The sequence below is a fragment of the Alkalihalobacillus sp. AL-G genome (assembly GCF_030643805.1).
Taxonomy (GTDB): Bacteria; Bacillota; Bacilli; order Bacillales; family Fictibacillaceae; genus Pseudalkalibacillus.
Window position 1 is genome coordinate 2,240,218 of the sequence record NZ_CP094656.1, and the last position, 20,334, is coordinate 2,260,551.

Here is a 20,334-nt window from a genome sequence, read left to right on the forward strand (position 1 = left end):
GTGCTTAAGGTGAAACAATTGACAGGAGGATATGGAGGGTCTTCAATCGTGAACGACATTTCCTTCGAAGTGGAAAAAGGGGAAATGTTCGGGGTACTTGGACCAAACGGTAGTGGTAAAACAACCCTTCTCAAAATGATCAGCGGAATTTTACCGTATACAGATGGAGAAGTCGTAGTGCATGGAAGCCCTTTATCCAGTTACTCTCAAAAACAGCTTGCGAAAGTCATCGCTGTTTTACCGCAGCATTCCGTTCAAGCCTTTTCATACAGTGTGAAGGAAACCGTTTCACTCGGTCGGTATTCCCACCAATCGGGTTGGTTCAGAACCTGGAGTGTCGACGATGAAGAAATCGTACATAACGTCATGGATCAAACCGGAATAACTGATTTCCAAGACAAAGATATTCAGCAGTTATCTGGAGGGGAGCGGCAACGAGTTTTTTTAGCCCAAGCTCTTGCACAAGAACCTGAAATATTACTGTTGGATGAACCGACAAACCACTTGGACCTCTCCTTCCAAAAGGAACTGTTGGACTTGTTGAAGCAGTGGACGAGAGAACGTGGCTTAACGGTGGTCTCGATTTTTCATGACTTGAATTTGGCCGGATTATATTGTGACCGATTGCTTTTGCTCGAAAAAGGAGTCATTAACGTACAGAATACACCTAGTGAAGTGCTTCGGAAAGAGAGAATTCAAGCAGTCTATAATACAGAGATTGATAAGCAGCCGCATCCAAAAGTTCCAGCACCCCAGATGGTTCTATTACCAGATCAAATGAATGATGAACGCTCTCCTAAGCGTATCGACCAATCATTGTTGGATCTTTCTGATGAACGAATCGTATTACATACTCCCGAACCACTACGGACCATGTCTTCAGGTGTAATCGGAGCCGGGACCGGATGGAACCACACCTTCGTAAACCGTCATGTCGGATTGGACTATAATTGCGAAGACCACCGGAATGAAATGGCTGATTATTTGAATAAGAATGGATTCGAGCCTGCTGATACAGTTGGAATGATGACAGCGGTAATACTTGAGGATGTCTCCTATCGATTTGTCGAGTCAGATGGATTTTCCACTTTTGTCGTCGTTACTGCGGGTGTCGGGAATGCGATCGACGCCTCTAAAAGTGAATTTCACACCTATAACATGCAGCCGGGAACGATCAACACTTGGATTTTTGTCAATGGCGAGATGACGGAGGAAGCGTTCATTCAAGCGATGATAACAGCAACTGAGACCAAGGTGAAAGTGTTGCACGACCAACATGTGATCGATCCAGCCTCTGGAACGCTGGCTACAGGAACTTCGACCGACAGTATCCTGATTGCCGCCACGCAGAAAGGGAAGAAACTAGAATTCGCTGGTACGATCACACCATTAGGGAAGCTGATCAGTAAAGCAGTATATGATTGTACGACTGTAGCTATCCAGAATTATCAGGCACGGAAAAGAAAATGATCCTTCATCACTTGATCGCCATCACACTCGCATTCCTAATCGATTCAGCGATCGGTGATCCACCTTCATGGCCGCACCCGGTCCGATGGATCGGAAAGATGATCAGCGTCATAGAGAAGAGATGGAACACCGGATCTTATCGAAGACAAAAGGGACTTGGAATGCTTATTTTCGTTTTACTGGTTGTTGGTGGAGTTTCGAGCATACTCGTTTGGGTGTGTTATTGGTTACATCCGGCAGTGGGAATCATCGTTGAAGGAATCATCATATCCACTACAATTGCACAAAAGAGTTTGAAAGAAGCGGCTCTAGACGTATATGAACCACTCGATCAAGGTGATTTATTCGAAGCAAGAAAGAAACTCGGGTATATTGTCGGCCGCGATACAGAACAACTAGACGAAGGTGAAATTACACGCGGGACTGTCGAGACTGTGGCAGAAAATACGAGTGACGGGATAACTGCACCTCTATTTTGGGCATTGATTGCCGGAGCTCCATTCGCGATCCTATACAGGGCGATCAATACATGTGATTCCATGGTCGGCTATCGAAATGAAAAATATGCTCAATTTGGCTGGGCATCAGCAAAACTTGATGATGTCGTCAATTGGATTCCAAGCCGACTTACCGCAGTACTTATGTTCGTTTCAGAAAGACCTAAATTGCTCAACCGAAGTAAAGCTTGGCAAATTTTGTTGCGTGACTCGAAAAAACATCCTAGCCCGAACAGTGGATGGGGTGAAGCAGCCGTTGCCGTTTTGCTCGGCGTTCAGCTCGGTGGAGTCAACTATTATGAGGGGATCGTTTCAAACCGGGCGAAAATGGGAGATCTACTTGTCCGGTTGCATAAAGAGCATATCTTGCATGCAAATTCGATTATGGTACGTACATCACTTTTATTTCTACTTCTATTATGGACAGGGGGGTACTTATTGAATTGGCCATCTCATGGTTCAAATCCGAACTACATCTATGAAGCTATGAACCTTCAAATGCCCGAAGATTATATTGATTTCAGCCTGAACATCAATCCACTAGGACCTCCAAGGATACTGAAAGAAAAATGGCTTGAATTTTACGATACGATCATCGATTATCCTGATCCTTATGCAAATACACTTCGTAAGGAAATCTCTAAACAAGAAAACGTTCATAAGGACTCGGTTTTAATAGGGAACGGTGGTGCCGAGCTCATCAACGTAGTGGCGAGAATGCTTTCACGTAAAAGAGTGATGCTTGTTCAGCCTACCTTTTCTGAATACGAGCAATCGTGTCTTACTAGTGATTGTTCGATTCGCTACCATCAGCTTCACGGACCGGATTGGGAATTGAGAGTGGACGACATTGCTGGTACATTACAGGATATCGACGCATTGTTCTTGTGTAATCCGAATAATCCGACGGGAGTGCACTATGCGAAAAAGACGATCGAGCAATTAATTCAAGCATGCCAACATAATGGGTGCTTTCTAATCCTTGATGAAGCGTTTTATGATATGACGGATGGCGGAGACTCTGTTCTATCATTTCTAGAAGAATATCGTAACCTGATTGTCATCCGTTCATTGACGAAAATGTTTGCCGTACCCGGTCTCCGATTAGGCTACATGATCGCACAGCCGACAACCATCCGACAACTGGCAAGCTATCAATCTCATTGGAGTGTCAATGCAATCGCCTTAGCTGCTGGTAGTCTCTGTATTCAAGAAGAAGAGTTCACCGATAAAACGCAGAACTTCATACGTGATGAACGGGAAAAGCTGTTTGCCTTTTATGAAAGGGAAGAGTTTAATGTTTCCCCTTCAGGCGTCAACTTCTATCTTTTAAGGGATCCAGCTTACAACGGTCAGCTTCCTCTATTCCGGTTCTTGCTCCAAAAAGGAATCGTGCCTCGACACACGATGAATTTTCCCGGTCTTGAAGGAAATTGGCTGCGGTTTGCGATCAAGAGTTCAAATGAGAATGATCGGCTCATGGAGGTGTTGAGAACGTGGAAACGACACGCTCGTTGATTTTCATTACCGGAGGGGTCCGGAGCGGCAAAAGCAGTTTCGCTGAAAAATTAGCGATTCAACTTGCAACCGGGTCCTCGAGAAGTCTTCATTACATTGCTACAGGCGAACGATCCGACTCTGAAATGGAAAAACGTATCCAGAAGCACCGTCAGCAAAGAAAAGAAAGTGAAAGCCAATGGACAACATGGGAGCAGCCTAGGAACATCGGTACACTTGCTACGCATTTTTCTGATGATGACATTCTTCTTCTTGATTGTCTGACAACACTTTTGAATAATGAACTGTTCTCAACCGGAGCCGATCAACAAAGCAGTATGAACGCCATTTTACAAGGGATCGAAGCCTTAAGTCGATGCTGCCACACATTGATTATCGTCAGTAATGAGGTGCTCAATGAACCGATTCAGGATAACCAGCTTGTTTTCACCTATAAAAAAGTACTTGGACACCTCCATCAAATGATTGTACAACGTGCATTGCGTGCTTATTTGGTGGAATCTGGGGTTGAGATCGAAATGAAAGGGGAAATTCCATGAAAGGCATCATGATACAAGGTACTGCCTCCGATGTTGGGAAAAGCCTGATCGTTACCGCACTCTGCCGAATCTTGGCCAATGAAGGGGCAAAGGTCGCTCCCTTCAAATCACAAAATATGTCCAACAATTCTTATGTAACGATAACGGGTGAAGAAATCGGGAGAGCTCAGGGTATCCAAGCCGAGGCAGCAAAGACGGAAGCTAACGTATGGATGAATCCGATTCTGTTAAAACCGAGATCTCATCAACAGTCAGAGGTCGTCCTTTTAGGAAAAGCATTGAAATCAATGTCCGGACACGGGTATCGAGATACTTTTTATGAAAGAGGAATCGACGTCATTCAATCAGCTCTTCAGAAGCTTGAAAGGGAATTTGAAATCATAATCATAGAAGGAGCGGGCAGTCCCGCCGAAATCAACTTAAAAGACCGCGAACTTGTGAATATGAAGGTCGCAGAAATCGCAAATGTCCCCGTAATATTGACTGCCGATATCGACCGCGGCGGGGTGTTCGCAAGTATTGTCGGCACACTCGATCTATTGACACCCGATGAGCGGAACAGGGTAAAAGGATTATTCATCAATAAATTTCGCGGTGATATCAGTCTGCTTGAGGAGGGAATAGAATGGCTTGAAGAAAAGACAGGGGTACCGGTTCTCGGTGTGCTTCCCTATATCGACCAACACGGAATTGATGGTGAAGATTCCTTATCACTGCAGAACCAGCTGAAGCACCACGTGAAAAACGAAGTCGACATTGCGGTTATTTATCTTCCTTTCATCTCGAACTACAGTGATATCGAACCTTTTTCATTTGAACCGGATGTCTCGATACGGTGGGTGAAAGATGCATCAGAATTCGGTGAGCCAGACGCAGTCATCATTCCTGGAACGAAAAGCACAATCAATGATTTACAATATTTGAAGGGTTTGCAGATTGATTCACAATTGAAAAAGTATGTCGATGCTGGGGGCACCATCGTTGGAATTTGCGGCGGCTACCAAATGCTCGGAACTGAAATCATTGATGAAGCTGGATCGGATACAGGAGTGAAAGGTCATCAAATAGAAGGGATGGACATTATACAAGCCCAGACCATATTCCACCCGGAAAAAGAAACGGTTCAAGTAAAAGGATCTTATCATCCAAAAACGAATCTATCGACGAAGCGATTGGTCGAAGGGTATGAAATTCATCTAGGAAAGACAGTTCTCACACAAAGCGGAAAATCGTTCCTTCTGATGACTGACAGGAGAGAAGAAGGCTATTATAGCAACGGTGGAAAGGTTATCGGAACCTACCTCCATCACCTTTTCCATAATGATGAATGGAGAAATAAGTGGTTGAATGCAATCCGCAGACAGAAGGGACTCCAACAGAAGGAAGTTAATTATGCCGCTCATTTGAGGGAAGCACGCTATGACCAACTAGCTGATCAGATCAAAAAACACCTTGATTGGGGCCAACTCAAAACGATTATGGACCAGTGGGACCCACGTATATGAAATATTTGAAAGGATTTCTGATCAACCTTCAATTTTTCACAGTGATCCTAGTCCCATTTGAACTTCCGATGGATAAAAAGCATCTGAATAATGCAGTGAAAACTTTTCCGTTATTAGGTCTTTTCCAAGGTGTAGTTTATGCAGCACTTCTGTATACATTGAATCAATGGACTCCATTTTCTACTTTGGCGATCGCCTTTGCCTTATGGGTGACCACCATCCTATTAACGGGTGGTATCCATCTTGATGGTTGGATGGATACATGTGATGCGTATTTCTCATTTCGTAGTATCGATAAGCGACTTGATATCATGGATGATCCGAGAACAGGGGCATTCGGTGTCCTTTCCATCATCCTATTGTTAAGTGCTAGATTCCTATTTATTTATGAAATCAGCATGAACCTATCAATTACTTCATATCTACTTATCGTTCTCATACCGCTTTTCAGTAAAAGCATGATGGGAATCTTACTGTTGACAGTTAAGCCAGCAAAGGATGAAGGGCTCGGAGCGCTATTCCGCAATGCAACAGGGATGACGACATTGACGATTTATCCAGTCTATCTATTTGTTGCAATACTTTTCCTGTCGCTCGTCGAGGATAAAGTCATCTTGCCGATCATTCTATTCATAGCTGTTACAGTAGGTTGTTACCTTTTTTTTAAAAAGAAAACGGTGAGATGGTTCAATGGCATTACGGGCGACGTGTTAGGTGCTTCTGTTGAAGGGGTTGAATTGATGTTATGGATGACATTGTGGTTATTGCATTATTTCGCCATGGGGTAACGAAGGACAATGAACAAAAAGCCTATTGTGGTTGGACAGACACTCCATTAAGCCAGGCTGGGCGACATCGAATCCAATCGATGCAGCAAAACTATCATCTCTATTTCTCTAGTGACTTGACAAGGTGTACCCAAACTTCGAATTTGCTGTTTCCTGAACGAACACCGATCCCATTGACTGAACTGAGGGAGATGCATTTCGGTCAATGGGAGGGGAAGACGTTTTCAGAATTGAAAAATGTACCGGCATATCAGGACTGGATCTCAAACCCTTCAGGCTGTTCACCACCAGAAGGTGAGCGTTTTGATCAGTTTACAGATCGACTTCATATAGGATGGTCAAAAATCATCGGCCAGCTGCTACACGATCAGGTTAGATGTGCTGCTGTGGTAACCCATGGTGGAGTAATCCGGTATTTGCTATCACAGTTTGCACCTGTACAAAAAGCATTTTGGGAATGGTACGTTCCACATGATAAAGCCTATGAGTTCATTTTTGATAAAGACGCATTAAGGAGGGGAGAACGATGCACTTTGTTACAGGAGGTGCCTTTAACGGTAAACGTAAATGGGTAATCAGAACTTATCAGCTCGCAGACCAAGAGAACGTGAACTGGATTTCAGCATATAGTGATCAATCCCTTCTGAATGACTTGTACACCGTCAAGGAATCGTATATCGTCCTCGAAGGAATTGAAAAATGGATCAAGGAGATGACTGTCCAACATCCGACCCATGAATGCAGAGATATTTGGAACGAAACGTTAAATGGTTGGCTGGGGTGGGAACAAGCCGCTAAACAACGAACCCTCATTCTCATAGGAACCGACATAACGAAAGGCATTGTTCCTTTAGAGGAACAAAACCGGATTTGGCGTGATGTAACAGGATGGTGTTATCAAGATACATCTTTAAAATCAACACGAATAGATATCATTTGGTACGGTATCAACCAAAAAATAAAGTGAGGGGAAAAACAAATGAGAATTTATACACGTACAGGCGATAAAGGTCAAACGAGTTTGATCGGTGGAAGAGTGGATAAGGATGATGTTCGCGTAGAAGCATATGGGACTGTAGATGAAGTTAACTGCTTTGTCGGACAGGCAATGACTGAATTGGACCCTGTTCAGTTTGAAGATGTACTGGACGATCTTGAAAAAATCCAGCACGAACTGTTTGATTGCGGCGGCGATTTATCCAACGTATCCAAAAAGCGTGCTATGAAATTGACATCAGAATCCATCGCATATTTAGAGAAGAAAATCGATCGTTTTATTGAAGAGGCACCTGAACTTGAGCGATTCATTTTACCTGGGGGGACAAAACCGGCTTCATCCATCCATATTGCCCGGACGGTAACGAGAAGAGCAGAACGTTTTGTCGTACGGCTTATGAAAACGGATGAGAATGTACCAGAAGTACCCTTGAAATACTTGAACCGACTATCCGATTATTTTTTCGCACTTGGCAGAGTCATCAACTACCGTCTGAATGTGAAAGACGTCGAATATATCCGCAGTGCAAAGGTGTTCCGTGGTGGAAAACGGAAGGAAGATACGACTGATGAACAGTAAGAAGCTCAGCTGGTTGGCAATGTTCATGGCGATGTCAGCGGCTGGGGCATCGTTAAAAATACCTGCAATTGTCGGAAGTGTCGCGTTAGACTCATTTCCGGCTTTAGTCGCTGCGATATTATTAGGATTGGGCCCTGGTATCATCGTTGCAGGTTTCGGGCATCTACTCTCAGCATTGATCGGTGGAATGCCATTAGGACCATTTCATCTCATTATCGCGATTGAAATGGCACTTCTTGTTTGGTTATTCGGGATGTTGTATCAAAAAGGAAAATGGCTTTCAGCTAGCGTGTCATTTATCTTAGGTAACGCCTTTGCAGCACCATTACCCTTTTTCTTCCTGATGGGACAGCCTTTTTATACAGCGATTGTCTCTTCCTTATTGATTGGTTCCATTTTGAATACAGGATTAGCTATTTTAGCGATTCCACGTCTTCAGTCGATTTTTTTTGGTAACCTACGAAAAAAAGAAGTAAGAAGATGAGGAATACGACAATACTGCCATTGAACAGCGAGGAATCTTTGATCATCGCTAGTGATAATAGTGGTGCGATAGGCGAGAAGGAGCAGGACGAAGTGAATGTACCTTATGAAACCATCGCCTATTATGCGTTCCGAGTGGCTGTAATGGAATGTATGGCCGCAGGGGGAGACCCTTTCGCAGTAATCCTACATAACTTCTGCGGAAATGGATCCTGGAATAAACTTGTTTCAGGGGTAAAGAAAGGTTTGTCTGAGTTAGAGATAGATAAGGTAAAGGTTACCGGTAGTACAGAAAGCAATTTCAACTTGGCTCAATCTGCTATTGGGGTGATCGTTTTAGGAAAAAGCAGTACGCGAGAATGTCAACATATTCAGTTCCCAATAGATACTAAATTCGCCGTTCTTGGAAGACCATTGGTTGGAGATGAGGTGATGACAGAAACGGATCAGGTTATTCCACTTTCAATCATGAAATCCATTTTTAAAATGGAAAATACTACGGCATGGCCTGTCGGATCAAAAGGAATTCTATATGAACTTATCAAAATGAACCGAGTCCGCAACTTAAGTGAAACTTCCATTCAAACCGACGTAGATGTACTGAAGTCAGCTGGTCCATCAACTTGTGTAATCGTAGGCTTTCGAGAAGTTGAAGAACAAAATTTGCGGGCAATGACAGGAGAATTGTATCACCCATTAACCATAAAAATGGAGGAATAAGAACTAGCAGGGAAAAATGTGAATAGTATGTAATAAGCTTCAAATAATAAGCTTATTCATGGGGTTGTTCAAAAAGTCCAGCATCCTTTTCGAACACTCAATATAAGGAGATAGGGACATTATGAAAAACAGCCTACTTTCAGATCAGACTATGTTTTTTCGGAATTTAACCTATACTCATTTAACCTTCAATGAAGTGATCGATCATATCAAAACATTCATGAACAAAGAACCTTTGGGAAACTACAGATTGATGATCGGGACGGACTCCCACGTCTACTCCTTGGAAACGGTTTTTATCACAGGGATCGTCATTCAACGGATGGGACGAGGCGCTTGGGCATGTTTTCGAAAAATGAAATATCCGCTTCCGATTGAGAATTTACACCAAAAAATTTCTTTAGAAACCGCTTTGACAGAACAAGTCGCCAGTTTATTCGATGAATCCATTAAAACCGATCTCATAAATATTGTTCTTCCCCATGTTTATAAGGGTGCGAGCTTTACAGTAGAAGGTCATCTTGATATTGGAAAAGAAAAGCGTAACAAAACAAGAGAATTTGTTGCGGAAATGGTCGCTCGCATCGAAGCCCATGGAATTGAAGCGAAAATCAAGCCAGATTCGATCGCTGCTTCAAGCTATGCCAACCGATATACGAAGTGACGATGGATAACAATGACAATGTTAGAAAAACGCCAAAAACGCTCGGGTAATTCCAGCGTTTTTATTAATGCCTTTTTTTCTTTGAGACGCAAAATATAGTCAAGCATGAATCAGATCGACTAAAATCAGATTCATCTTCAAATTTCATGAGCTTCCTGTTCTCGCGCTAACCTCAAAATCAAATATCCTATTCATGAGTCAAGTTATTTGTGCGAATTGCTAATTTGTCATGTATATCTTTTTACTTGTCGACAAAAATTATTAGGTGAGAATTAAAGTTTACAATTAATAATTGAGGGGAGAAAGTTGCCATTGAATGTTTCTCAAAAACTCATTAAAGACCACTTAGTATCAGGTGAAATGATACCCGGTCAGGAAATCGGTCTGAAAATCGACCAAACACTTACTCAGGATGCAACCGGTACGATGGTGATGCTTGAACTTGAAGCGATGAAGCTCGATCGTGCCAAAACGGAAGCCTCTGCCCAATACGTAGACCATAACATCATCCAAGAGGATAGCAAAAACCCTGATGACCATTTATTTTTACAAAGTGCGACAAGGAGATTCGGTTTGTATTTCAGCCGTCCCGGAAACGGAGTCAGCCACCCGGTACATATGCAGCGATTAGCCAAACCAGGAAAAACCTTGCTCGGTTCGGACAGTCATACGTGTGCCAATGGGTGTATGGGTATGCTAGCGATGGGAGCAGGCGGAATTGATGTCGCGATGGCTATAGCAGGAGAACCCTTTTACGTAAAAATGCCGAAAGTCTGGGGGATCAAGTTAACTGGAGAACTCCAAGATTGGGTGAGTGCGAAAGACGTTATTTTTGAATTACTTCGACGACATGATGTAAAAGGCGGAGTTGGGAGAATCATCGAATATTATGGTCCTGGACTCAAGAATTTAAGTGCCATGGACCGTCATGTCATTGCGAACATGGGTGCAGAACTCGGAGCAACAGGAACTGTGTTTCCGTCGGATGATGAAATCAAACAATTTTTAAAAAGCCAAAATCGAGAAAATGATTGGATAGAATTGGTTGCTGATGAAGGTGCAGAATATGATTTGCATGAAGAAATCAATCTTTCTGAAATTGAACCACTGATTGCGAAACCTTCTAGTCCTGGGAATGTTGTTCCTGTTAAAGAAATTGCTGGAGAGCAGATCTACCAATCCTATGTCGGGTCATCAGCAAACCCAGGTTACAGAGATTTCGCAATTCCCGCTGAAATCGTTAAAGGAAGAAAGATTGCAGATGGCATTTCTTTTGACATCAATCCTACTTCACGGCAAATGTTGATGGATCTTGTGAACGATGGGCATATCGCAAGTTTACTATCTGCAGGTGCTCGATTACATCAAGCTGGTTGTAATGGCTGTATCGGAATGGGACAAGCGCCAGCTACTGGCCGTAATAGCTTAAGGACGACTCCACGTAATTTTCCTGGTCGATCAGGGACTAGGGAAGATAGTGTCTTTTTATGTAGCCCGGAAACCGCAGCGGCTTCTGCATTAACAGGTAAGATTACCGATCCTAGAACACTCGGTTTTGACTATCCAAAAATTAAAGAACCTGAGAAGCCGACGATCGACGATGAAATGCTCGATAACCCGCTTCCGCCAGAAGAGGCACAGAAAGTTGAGCTTATCAAAGGACCAAATATTGCATCTATTCCAGACATGAACCGTCTTCCAGATGAATTAGAAATTCCCGTTTTATTAAAAATGGGCGATAACATCTCAACAGACGAGATACTAGCTGGAGGTGCACGTGTACTTCCGTATCGAAGTAATCTTCCAGAAATCAGTAAATTCACGTTCGAAATCGTTGATGATTCCTATTATGACCGTGCTATGGAAATTCAAAAGGAAGGACATGCCATAGTTGGAGGCTATAATTATGGTCAAGGTTCCAGTCGTGAACACGCTGCACTTGCACCAAGATATCTCGGTTTACGTGTCGCCCTGGTCAAGGATTTCGCGCGTATACACTGGCAAAACCTCGTTAACTTTGGTGTGTTGCCACTTACATTCAGTCAAGAAGCGGATTATGAACAACTGGTTCAGGGTGACGTCATTCAATTAAGCGATTTAAGAAAACAAATTAAAAACGGAAAAGAACTCACTGTTACGGTAAAGGGTACAAACAAAGAAATTAAAGTTACTCACGCATTATCAGAACGTCAGGTTGAAATCATGCTAGAAGGCGGACTGATCAATTGGGTGAAGGACCGTCAAGGATAATTCGTTCATGTTAAAGGAGGATATCAACCATGGTTGACCGTAATCACATTTGTAAAGCTTGTGATGGAACTGGCTTACTTGCTGATGATGAAAACTGGCAATACGGTTGTACCGTTTGCGGGGGAGACGGAATTTTCACTTCCGGAGAAAGCCCTGAACCAGCTAAACCGTTTGAAGTTGATGAGAACAATCGAACAATGGAATAAAAGCAAAATTCAAGTTAACCGTAGTCGATTGCTGATCATTTTGTGACGAAACCGATTAAACCAGCTCTTTCCATTGGTGCTGGTTTTTTCTGTCCTTTTTAATCGAAGCCAGCAGGAATAACCCATTCGTTCATAGAAAGGTAATTAACTATACCCAACTATAGAGCTGACTTGATGGCAATTAATTTAATAACTTTCTATGATGGGGGAGAATTCGTTGTCTGATCTAATATCTGAATTAGAAATGCTGATTTCTACTGTGCCCGAAAATGTTTTGTCCTTAACAGATGTAGATTACAAGCCTAAACCGACAAAATGGTCTAGGAAAGAGATTCTAGGTCATTTATGTGATTCTGCTAGTGTGAACTACAGAAGATTCGTTGAAATGCTCATTTCAACTGAAGTAATTGAAATTGTGGGCTACCAACAGGAATTATGGGTTCAGGCAAATAACTACCAGGACGGGTACTCGATTGAAGAAACTGTAGACGTCTGGACATCATTAAACAGACAAATACTTAAACTTTTAACCGATTTAAACGAAGAACAATGGAGCTTAAAGTGCCTGACAAAAGATGAAGGATTAGTTACACTCGATTGGTTAGTAGATGACTATCTTGAGCATACGCATCATCACCTTGACCAAATATTCGCGGATAATAATATTCAAGCAAACCTGTAAACAACAACATTATTCTCATTAAAATGCCGCTAGCAATGCAAGCGGCATTTTGTATTTTAGTTCACTTGTAACTTGAATGAAATTAGCCGAAACTAATAGGAAGAGTGGTAATCAAAAAGTTAATAAAAATTTAAGGACTTTTTTATATACTGTTTAGACTAAAAGTGCATGATTAAAGAACAAACTATTTTTTTGAAGGTGAAGTTCATGTCTATCCGCAAACGACTTTTTATATCTAATACAGTCATGGTTGTTATGCCGGTCATAATCCTAATTGTACTGGTCTTCCTGGTAGGCGTCATATTCAGCGACTATAGGGGTTTCAATGATTTTCACAATGGTTGGCAAGATGGATCGCAGGAAACAGATGAATTAGATGATCAACTGTTCGATCAACTTATCAAAACGACTTCAATTGACCAAGAAAAATTATTTGATGATCAATACCTTAGGTCGATAGAACAACAAATAAATATCGAAAATGGCGGTATCATCATTCGTAAAGAAGAGAAATTATTGTATGCATCAGACAGGATAGATAGCCTATCCAGTAAGGACCTTCCACCATTCGGCAATGAAGGTTATGACCCTGTGGCATGGTTTGGACAAAATCAATATTCAGTGAAACAACATGACTTTTACTTCCGGGATGGTTCAGTTGGATCTATTTTTCTCTTAAATGAAGCCGGATCGTTCATTCAGTTTGCAAGATCCTTCTTTCCGTTGCTCTTCATAGGGTTACTGCTAATTTTAGTGCTTACAAATGTATTGTTATCTTATTTAATGTCAAAAAGCATATTAAAACCGGTGGATAAGTTATCGGATGCAGCAGCTAAAATCAGCGAAGGGAACCTTGATTTCACGATCCATGCATCAGGGAAAGACGAGTTGTCTAGGCTTGTCAATTCATTCGATGATATGCGGGCAAGACTGAAAACTTCTTTGGAGCTGAGAGAGCAATATGAAATGAATCGAAAAGAACTGATCGCGAATATTTCGCATGATTTAAAAACCCCGATCACCTCGATTCGAGGATATGTTGAAGGGATAAAGGATGGGGTCGCAAATACAGTGGAAAAGTACGACCGATATCTGAATACGATCCAAGCAAAAGCTCAACACATGGATCATATGATTGATGAATTATTCCTTTACTCAAAATTGGACCTGAAAAGAGTTCCTTTTCATTTTGAAGAAGTAGATATAAAGGCATTCCTCGAAGATTACTTAGACGAACTTCAACTTGAATTATCGGAACAGAATGTCGAGCTTACCTTGAAAATACAATCAATTAATGCAGTTGCTTTGATCGACAGAGACAAACTCATTCGGGTAATGAACAACATTATCTATAACAGTGTGAAATATGCGGACAAAAGCAAGTGCCTGATTAATATTGACCTAAAAGATTCAGAAAATATGGTTGAAGTAGTAATAAGTGATAACGGACCTGGAATTCCTTTAGAAGAGATTTCAACCATCTTCAATCGATTCTATCGGGGCGACCCGTCACGAAATACCAATACAGGAGGAAGTGGGCTTGGTCTTGCTATCGCAGCGCAAATCATCGATGCTCATGGTGGTTCCATCTGGGCTGAGAGTACACAGGGTGAGGGGTTAACCATTCATTTCACCCTTAATAAACGAGAAGATGAAGGTGACGAACATGAGCAGAATCCTGATCATTGAGGACGAATTAAGTATTGCTGAGTTGGAACGAGATTATCTCGAAATTGAAGGTTTTACCGTAGAAATAGCTGCAGATGGAAAAAGTGGTCTTGAAACAGCATTGAACGACAATTTCGATCTCATTCTACTGGATTTGATGCTTCCCATTATGAACGGATTCGACCTCTGTAAACAAATACGGAAACAAACCGATATCCCTATCTTGATGGTAACGGCTAAGAATGAAGATATTGATAAAGTTCGTGGTCTTGGCTTAGGGGCTGACGATTATATCGTCAAACCATTCAGTCCTAGCGAATTAGTGGCACGGGTTAAAGCGCATTTATCACGGTATGTCCGTTTAATTGGCAAAAACACTCCTAAAGATGAAATTTATATCGGGGGTCTCCATGTCAATCAATCATCTAGACGTGTTTTTATGAACAAAAAAGAGATTCCCTTCACTACTCGCGAGTTCGATTTATTAACGTTTCTTGCGATGCACCCTAACCAGGTATTTAGTAAGGAACACTTATTTGAGAAAATTTGGGGACTTGAAGCGATGGGGGACACCGCAACTGTTACAGTTCATATAAGAAAAATCCGAGAAAAAATCGAAACGGACCCTACTAACCCAAAATTCATTGAAACAATCTGGGGGGCAGGCTACCGATTCAAAAAATAAGACATATTTTAGGGGTTGATCTAACGAGAGGTCAACCCCTATTTTCGGCACGAAAATAATTTAAGAAATATTTAAGAAAACGTTTAGGGGACGTTTAGACATAAAGGATATCCTTATTCACATAGGACGTTAAGGAGGTGAATGCGTTGCAGCTTTCAATTACACCCAAACGTTGGCTCTTGATTGTTCACATCATATTTGCCGCGATCATGCTTGGCAATATGGTGACCTTTCTTATCCTCAGTATTACTGCAGCAGCAACAGAAAATCCTGGTGTTGCAGAAGCCTGTTATCAGGCAATGAATGTGCTGTCGGGGACCTCGGTGGTAGCATCAACGATCGGAGCTACCGTTACAGGGATTTTTCTTTCCGTTTTTACCAAGTGGGGATTGTTTAACTACTACTGGATCATTGCTAAGGAGGGACTGACGTTACTCGCAATCGGCCTAAACTTATGGGCGATGCATGCTTGGACATTGGAAGCGATCAGCTTAACGAGTACGACTGATAATAGTTTGGATATTTTCGTTATACAATCAAAGCTGTTTATAGGAATCATCATTCAAATCCTATCACTCGTTATCATGTATGTGATTTCCGTATTTAAACCGTGGGGGAAACGAGTCGTTCGATCAGTATGACCTCAATGAGGGATTGTTTTTAAGAGGAGGAAGAGTTAGTGGGAAACGATCATTTATCAGGGAGGGTACAGCTGATACGCTGGGTTTTCACTGTACTTGCAGTGTTGTTCTTCAGTTGTGTTGTCATTCAAGTATTTCTAGCAGGTGTCGCGGTCTTTGTGGATTATGGACAATGGAATTATCATCGAAGCTTCATCCATTTCTTTGAGTTCATACCGGTTGTCATGTTACTGGTATCGTTTTTTGGTCGAATACCTAAGCACTTTCGTTGGCAGTGTGCAGCTTTATTCGCGATGATTATTTTGCAATATGTAACCACACAAGTATTAGGTAGTGTCCCGTATATATCAGCACTACACCCAATCATCGCACTGATCTTGTTTTGGAGATCGCTGGTCATGACACGAGAGGCTTTTCACTTAATGAAAAAAGGCAAATAAATTTTAAAGGAGTTGTTTGTTATGCATTGGGGATTTCATCCAATTGGGTTCATTTTCTTTATACTGCTTGTAGGGTTGTTGATTTCAAATATCATGATGCACAGACGCAAATACGGAAAATCTAATCGGGACTCTCATAATGCTCTATCAATCTTGGAGAATCGGCTCGCATCCGGAGAAATTGACACGGATGAATATGAGAAAATCAAAGCAATACTCAGCAACTAGTTTTTATAAATGCACATCAAAAAAAGAAGGGGGCAGGCAGGTCTAAACTTGCCTCAATCCCTTCTCCTATTCATAAGAACTGAACTCTACTTCTTATTACGCTTCAGCTTTTCCATTTCCTCTGTAACGATAAAGGCAAGGTCCTCATTTCCAAAAAGGGATAACACACCAAGTAACGTATCATCAGGAATCTCTCCAGACTCCTCTTTTGACACCGTTAATTCAATCGCTTGTTTTAATGCAGGATTCGTTACTTGTTCCGGATAAGCCCTTTCATATAATTGAACTGGATCGAGGTCATGATTGATACACCACTGGGCAAAAACGAGAATCATCATTTGCTCATCCTGTTGGTAGTTTCGAATGATTTGTTCTTCCATCTCTTTTGGATTCATATGTGAAAATTCCCTTCTAGCTTTCTACTGCTTTACGGATTATTATATCGAAAAATGGAGGGGATTCACAACAAACTGTATTTATCGAAGGTCTACTTGATTTGTTGTTTATCAAACGGCTTGAACCATAACAAAAAAATGAACGCTAAGCTTAAATAACCGAACAATGGATATAAAAGCGATAATAAAACCCCGTACTCAATTTTACTTAATGAAAAAATAATCAGAATGATTCCTGAATAAATCCAAACACTTTTCACATTGATGTATTTACTTATTTGTTTTTCCAAGCCATAGATATTTCCGATGACTGATGTGAATATTTCTCCATAAATGATGATTACATAAATCCAATAAATTCCCGTAACCAAACCTTTCATAACAACTGCCATTGGAATTTCGTATAGCGCAACATTTGGAAGCATGATAAGAGTCAGGTGACTTGAAATAAGTATGAGTGTAAGTAATGCTCCACCTAAAATACCACCCAATCGGACTATTTTTTTATCATTTACTTCTGCTGCAACAGGGACTAGAACCGCTTGCGATAATGCAAGGTTCAAAGCTGCATACGTAAAAGGGGAGACGATGGATTTCCAACCATCATCTACATATGGAATTGTAAAAAAGGACTTAATAAAATGCGCATCGGTTACCGAATAAACCATCAAAATCAAATTAAACGAAATCATGATCGGTACAACAAAAGAGTTAACCGCATATAAACCTTTTACACCAATCAGCATCACGACAAAAGATAAGATGACCGTCAACAATACTCCAGCTAATTTCGGGAGTCCTAAATGCTCTGCGAAGACGGCACCTGAACCAGATAGCATAACCGCACAAACACCTAAAAGCATCAGCATCATGACGATATTCATACCTTTCGCGAACCACCGGCCAAATAAATTCTCATTCAATTCCTCATAAGAACTTGCCTTCAAGTCAATTGCCCGTAGCATAAGTTTCGTACCTAAAAAGATAAATAAAAATCCGCTCATCAATATCGTAATGAATCCAATAAACCCAAATCTGGAAAAGAACTCGACGATTTCCTTTCCTGTTGCAAAACCGGCACCGACTACAGTTCCGACATAGACAGCCGCAATTTGAAAAGCACCGCTCCACTGCTTCATGTCACACACCCCTAACGAACTCTCCTATCTTATCCTTATGTGCAAGTACAGCTTGTCAGAAGTGTGGAGTTCACCAGTTATCTCATTACATAATTAATTAGAAAACAAAAAGTCTAATATGAAAAAAGTGACTAATCTGATTTTTTTGTCGTAATTAGTTAAAAAATAGGATTACATACCGATATAACTAAAAAGGTATATTCAGAAAATAAAACAAATAGTGGGGTAAAGGTTAAATACTACTTAAAGAGCATTTCGAAAGTAATAAAAATTATTCACATAAAATATTACTGTATCTTTCTTACTACAAGCGTCTAGTTCTTTCGAATTATTTTTCAAAATAAAAATTACTAAATTAGAGAAATTGATGTATTTTTACGTCACAATCTATCGGGTATAATTCAAATCATATATTAATAAGGTTGTTTTTTTACCACCTAATGATTGTGCATTGTTTAAGCCAAGTGAATGATCGACAAACTAGTGTAGTTAATTTATACATACAATAGAGTTTAGATTCTAAGAAGGAGGTCCATATGCGTATTGGAGAACTTTTAGTCATGAATGGTCTTATTACAGAAGAGCAACTCGAAAAAGCACTTAAACAACAGGCTCATAGTTATAAGAAGCTCGGTGAGATTTTAATTGAAAATAAACTCATTACTGAGCGGCAATTAGTTGAAGCACTGGAGTTTCAACTCGGTATTCCTGTTGTTAATATGGATGAGGTTGTACTTGATAAGGGTACTGTGCAGCTAGTTGAGGAATCAATTGCGCGAAGATATGGGATTGTTCCGATTGAACAAAAAAACGGAAAAATAAAAGTAGCAATGATCGATCCATTGAATCAAGAAGCAATCAAAGCTGTACAGGTTGCAACTGGTATGATTGTACAGCCATGCATTGCCACCCGAATTGAAGTAGAAAAGGCAATTATTGATAACTACGGTGTTTTGGAGTCCGTAAAAGAGCTGACCAAAATCATCGAATTCGCTTTTGAAAAAAATGCAAGTGACATCCATTTTTCCCCCCAACAAGACGGTCTTGAGGTAAAATATCGTATCGAAAATGAACTTCAGGAACAGAAAACGATACCAAAGAATTTACAAGAATCAGTAATTGGACGTATTAAAACACTTTCGGGTATGAACACTTCCGAACGCAATGTACCGCAAAGTGGACGTATACATAAACAAGTGAATAACAAGAACTATGATATTCGCATATCAACCCTGCCGACAGTAGAAGGTGAAAGCGTTGTTCTCCGGATAATGGATCAATCAGAAGATATAATGAAACTTTCTGATCTAGGGTTTAGTGAAGATAACCTGAAAAAAATTGAAAAAGCAAATGAAAAACAAAATGGTCTCACTCTAATCACTGGACCCGCATTAAGTGGAAAAACAACCACATTATATTCACTTCTAAGCCATTTAAACGATGAAAATCAAAAAGTGATAACTATAGAGGATCCTGTTGAACGCAGAATCGAGGGAATTACGCAAGTTGAAACAAACGAACAGAGTGATTTCACTTTTGCTAAAGGGCTTCAGTCCATTGTAAATCAGGACCCGAACATTGTGGTTCTAGGTGATATTCCGAATGCAGATACAGCCGAAGCAGCAACAAGGGTTTCACTTTCTGGAAGACATCTCATCGGGTCGATCCATGGAACCAATGCGTTAAAAACGATCAGACGTCTGATCGATATGGATATCGAACCGTACCTGATCGCCTCATCTCTTTCCGCGATCGTCGCACAAAGAGTGATTAGACGGGTATGTGACAGGTGTGCCCACAGTGTACCTGTTTCAGATGAAGAATTAAAACTTTTCGAGGAAAACGAATTAGTAGAAAGCAATGATCAGAAGAATAAGCAAAAAAGTTCTTTAGGGAACTTCCGATCATTTGTTACAACAAATAAAAGCGGAAAGATGGCAGTGATCCGCGGGGATGGTTGCATGCAATGTAACAACACTGGCTATCATGGTTACCTCGGCGTACAAGAGGTGCTTGTCGTCAATGAACAAATGCGTGAGATGATTGTCAACAAACGACCGATGAAAGTCATTGAACAGCATCTGAAAGAAAATGGATTCAAAACGATGCTTTATGATGGTTTATTGAAAGCACGGGAAGGATTGACGACCGTTGAAGAAGTTATGAAGGTCGTCCATTAATACAAAAATTCAATATCCCGATCAGAAGATTAACAAACCGGATTCTGATTTATTTTTACA

General features: G+C 41.0%; 22 protein-coding genes. 20 read left to right on the top strand and 2 right to left on the bottom strand.

Going from position 1 to position 20,334, the window contains the following annotated elements:
• The 19 genes from MOJ78_RS11475 (at position 1) to MOJ78_RS11570 (ending at position 16,560) form a co-directional block, all read left to right on the top strand.
• Entirely contained in the window at positions 1 to 1,470 is a 1,470-nt protein-coding gene (locus MOJ78_RS11475) for an adenosylcobinamide amidohydrolase (RefSeq protein ID WP_304977482.1), read from the top strand.
• Entirely contained in the window at positions 1,422 to 3,485 is a 2,064-nt protein-coding gene (gene cobD, locus MOJ78_RS20935; RefSeq protein WP_370529709.1) for a threonine-phosphate decarboxylase CobD, read from the top strand. The genes MOJ78_RS11475 and cobD overlap by 49 nt, the downstream gene beginning before the upstream one ends.
• Positions 3,464 to 4,024: a bifunctional adenosylcobinamide kinase/adenosylcobinamide-phosphate guanylyltransferase gene (locus MOJ78_RS11490; RefSeq protein WP_304977483.1), complete on the top strand. Its 561-nt coding sequence runs from the start codon at positions 3,464 to 3,466 to the stop codon at positions 4,022 to 4,024. Before cobD ends, MOJ78_RS11490 begins: the two co-directional genes overlap by 22 nt.
• Positions 4,021 to 5,529 (top strand): cobyric acid synthase, encoded by a 1,509-nt coding sequence (locus MOJ78_RS11495; RefSeq protein WP_304977484.1) that lies wholly within the window; start codon positions 4,021 to 4,023, stop codon positions 5,527 to 5,529. Before MOJ78_RS11490 ends, MOJ78_RS11495 begins: the two co-directional genes overlap by 4 nt.
• Entirely contained in the window at positions 5,526 to 6,317 is a 792-nt protein-coding gene (gene cobS / locus MOJ78_RS11500; RefSeq protein WP_304977485.1) for an adenosylcobinamide-GDP ribazoletransferase, read from the top strand. The genes MOJ78_RS11495 and cobS overlap by 4 nt, the downstream gene beginning before the upstream one ends.
• Positions 6,275 to 6,892, top strand: a complete 618-nt coding sequence (locus MOJ78_RS11505) for a histidine phosphatase family protein (protein ID WP_304977486.1) — start codon at positions 6,275 to 6,277, stop codon at positions 6,890 to 6,892. The genes cobS and MOJ78_RS11505 overlap by 43 nt, the downstream gene beginning before the upstream one ends.
• A complete protein-coding gene (locus MOJ78_RS11510; RefSeq protein WP_304977487.1) occupies positions 6,844 to 7,284 on the top strand; it encodes a bifunctional adenosylcobinamide kinase/adenosylcobinamide-phosphate guanylyltransferase in 441 nt (146 codons plus the stop codon). Before MOJ78_RS11505 ends, MOJ78_RS11510 begins: the two co-directional genes overlap by 49 nt.
• 12 nt (positions 7,285 to 7,296) lie before the next feature.
• Complete coding sequence (locus MOJ78_RS11515; RefSeq protein ID WP_304977488.1) at positions 7,297 to 7,893, top strand: cob(I)yrinic acid a,c-diamide adenosyltransferase; 597 nt, start codon at positions 7,297 to 7,299, stop codon at positions 7,891 to 7,893.
• On the top strand, positions 7,883 to 8,377 hold the full coding sequence (locus MOJ78_RS11520; RefSeq protein WP_304977489.1) for an ECF transporter S component: 495 nt from the start codon (positions 7,883 to 7,885) through the stop codon (positions 8,375 to 8,377). Before MOJ78_RS11515 ends, MOJ78_RS11520 begins: the two co-directional genes overlap by 11 nt.
• Positions 8,374 to 9,096, top strand: coding sequence for an ATP-binding protein (locus MOJ78_RS11525; protein WP_304977490.1), 723 nt, complete (start codon positions 8,374 to 8,376; stop codon positions 9,094 to 9,096). Before MOJ78_RS11520 ends, MOJ78_RS11525 begins: the two co-directional genes overlap by 4 nt.
• 121 nt (positions 9,097 to 9,217) lie before the next feature.
• Positions 9,218 to 9,760: a ribonuclease H-like YkuK family protein gene (locus MOJ78_RS11530; protein ID WP_304977491.1), complete on the top strand. Its 543-nt coding sequence runs from the start codon at positions 9,218 to 9,220 to the stop codon at positions 9,758 to 9,760.
• Positions 9,761 to 10,066: 306 nt separating this feature from the next.
• Positions 10,067 to 12,010, top strand: a complete 1,944-nt coding sequence (locus tag MOJ78_RS11535) for an aconitate hydratase (protein WP_304977492.1) — start codon at positions 10,067 to 10,069, stop codon at positions 12,008 to 12,010.
• A 29-nt stretch (positions 12,011 to 12,039) separates the two neighbouring features.
• The gene (locus MOJ78_RS11540; RefSeq protein WP_304977493.1) at positions 12,040 to 12,216 is read left to right on the top strand and encodes a hypothetical protein; all 177 of its coding nucleotides are present in this window, start codon (positions 12,040 to 12,042) and stop codon (positions 12,214 to 12,216) included.
• A gap of 217 nt (positions 12,217 to 12,433) precedes the next feature.
• Positions 12,434 to 12,898, top strand: coding sequence for a DinB family protein (locus tag MOJ78_RS11545; protein ID WP_304977494.1), 465 nt, complete (start codon positions 12,434 to 12,436; stop codon positions 12,896 to 12,898).
• Positions 12,899 to 13,105: 207 nt separating this feature from the next.
• Positions 13,106 to 14,587, top strand: a complete 1,482-nt coding sequence (locus MOJ78_RS11550; protein ID WP_304977495.1) for a sensor histidine kinase — start codon at positions 13,106 to 13,108, stop codon at positions 14,585 to 14,587.
• On the top strand, positions 14,565 to 15,251 hold the full coding sequence (locus MOJ78_RS11555; protein WP_304977496.1) for a response regulator transcription factor: 687 nt from the start codon (positions 14,565 to 14,567) through the stop codon (positions 15,249 to 15,251). The genes MOJ78_RS11550 and MOJ78_RS11555 overlap by 23 nt, the downstream gene beginning before the upstream one ends.
• A 146-nt stretch (positions 15,252 to 15,397) precedes the next feature.
• The gene (locus MOJ78_RS11560) at positions 15,398 to 15,892 is read left to right on the top strand and encodes a hypothetical protein (protein ID WP_304977497.1); all 495 of its coding nucleotides are present in this window, start codon (positions 15,398 to 15,400) and stop codon (positions 15,890 to 15,892) included.
• 38 nt (positions 15,893 to 15,930) lie between these two features.
• A complete protein-coding gene (locus MOJ78_RS11565; protein ID WP_304977498.1) occupies positions 15,931 to 16,332 on the top strand; it encodes a DUF6220 domain-containing protein in 402 nt (133 codons plus the stop codon).
• A gap of 21 nt (positions 16,333 to 16,353) precedes the next feature.
• Positions 16,354 to 16,560: an SHOCT domain-containing protein gene (locus MOJ78_RS11570; protein WP_304977499.1), complete on the top strand. Its 207-nt coding sequence runs from the start codon at positions 16,354 to 16,356 to the stop codon at positions 16,558 to 16,560.
• Positions 16,561 to 16,646: 86 nt separating this feature from the next.
• Here the strand turns inward: MOJ78_RS11570 and MOJ78_RS11575 are convergent, their stop codons facing one another.
• Together MOJ78_RS11575 and MOJ78_RS11580 are read right to left on the bottom strand one after the other, a co-directional pair.
• Positions 16,647 to 16,955 (bottom strand): protein YxiS, encoded by a 309-nt coding sequence (locus tag MOJ78_RS11575; protein WP_304977500.1) that lies wholly within the window; start codon positions 16,953 to 16,955, stop codon positions 16,647 to 16,649.
• Between the two features lie 92 nt (positions 16,956 to 17,047).
• Positions 17,048 to 18,094 (bottom strand): YkvI family membrane protein, encoded by a 1,047-nt coding sequence (locus MOJ78_RS11580; RefSeq protein WP_304977501.1) that lies wholly within the window; start codon positions 18,092 to 18,094, stop codon positions 17,048 to 17,050.
• Between the two features lie 536 nt (positions 18,095 to 18,630).
• Here MOJ78_RS11580 and MOJ78_RS11585 point away from each other — a divergent pair.
• Positions 18,631 to 20,274, top strand: a complete 1,644-nt coding sequence (locus MOJ78_RS11585; protein WP_304977502.1) for a GspE/PulE family protein — start codon at positions 18,631 to 18,633, stop codon at positions 20,272 to 20,274.
• The last annotated feature ends 60 nt before the right edge of the window (positions 20,275 to 20,334 follow it).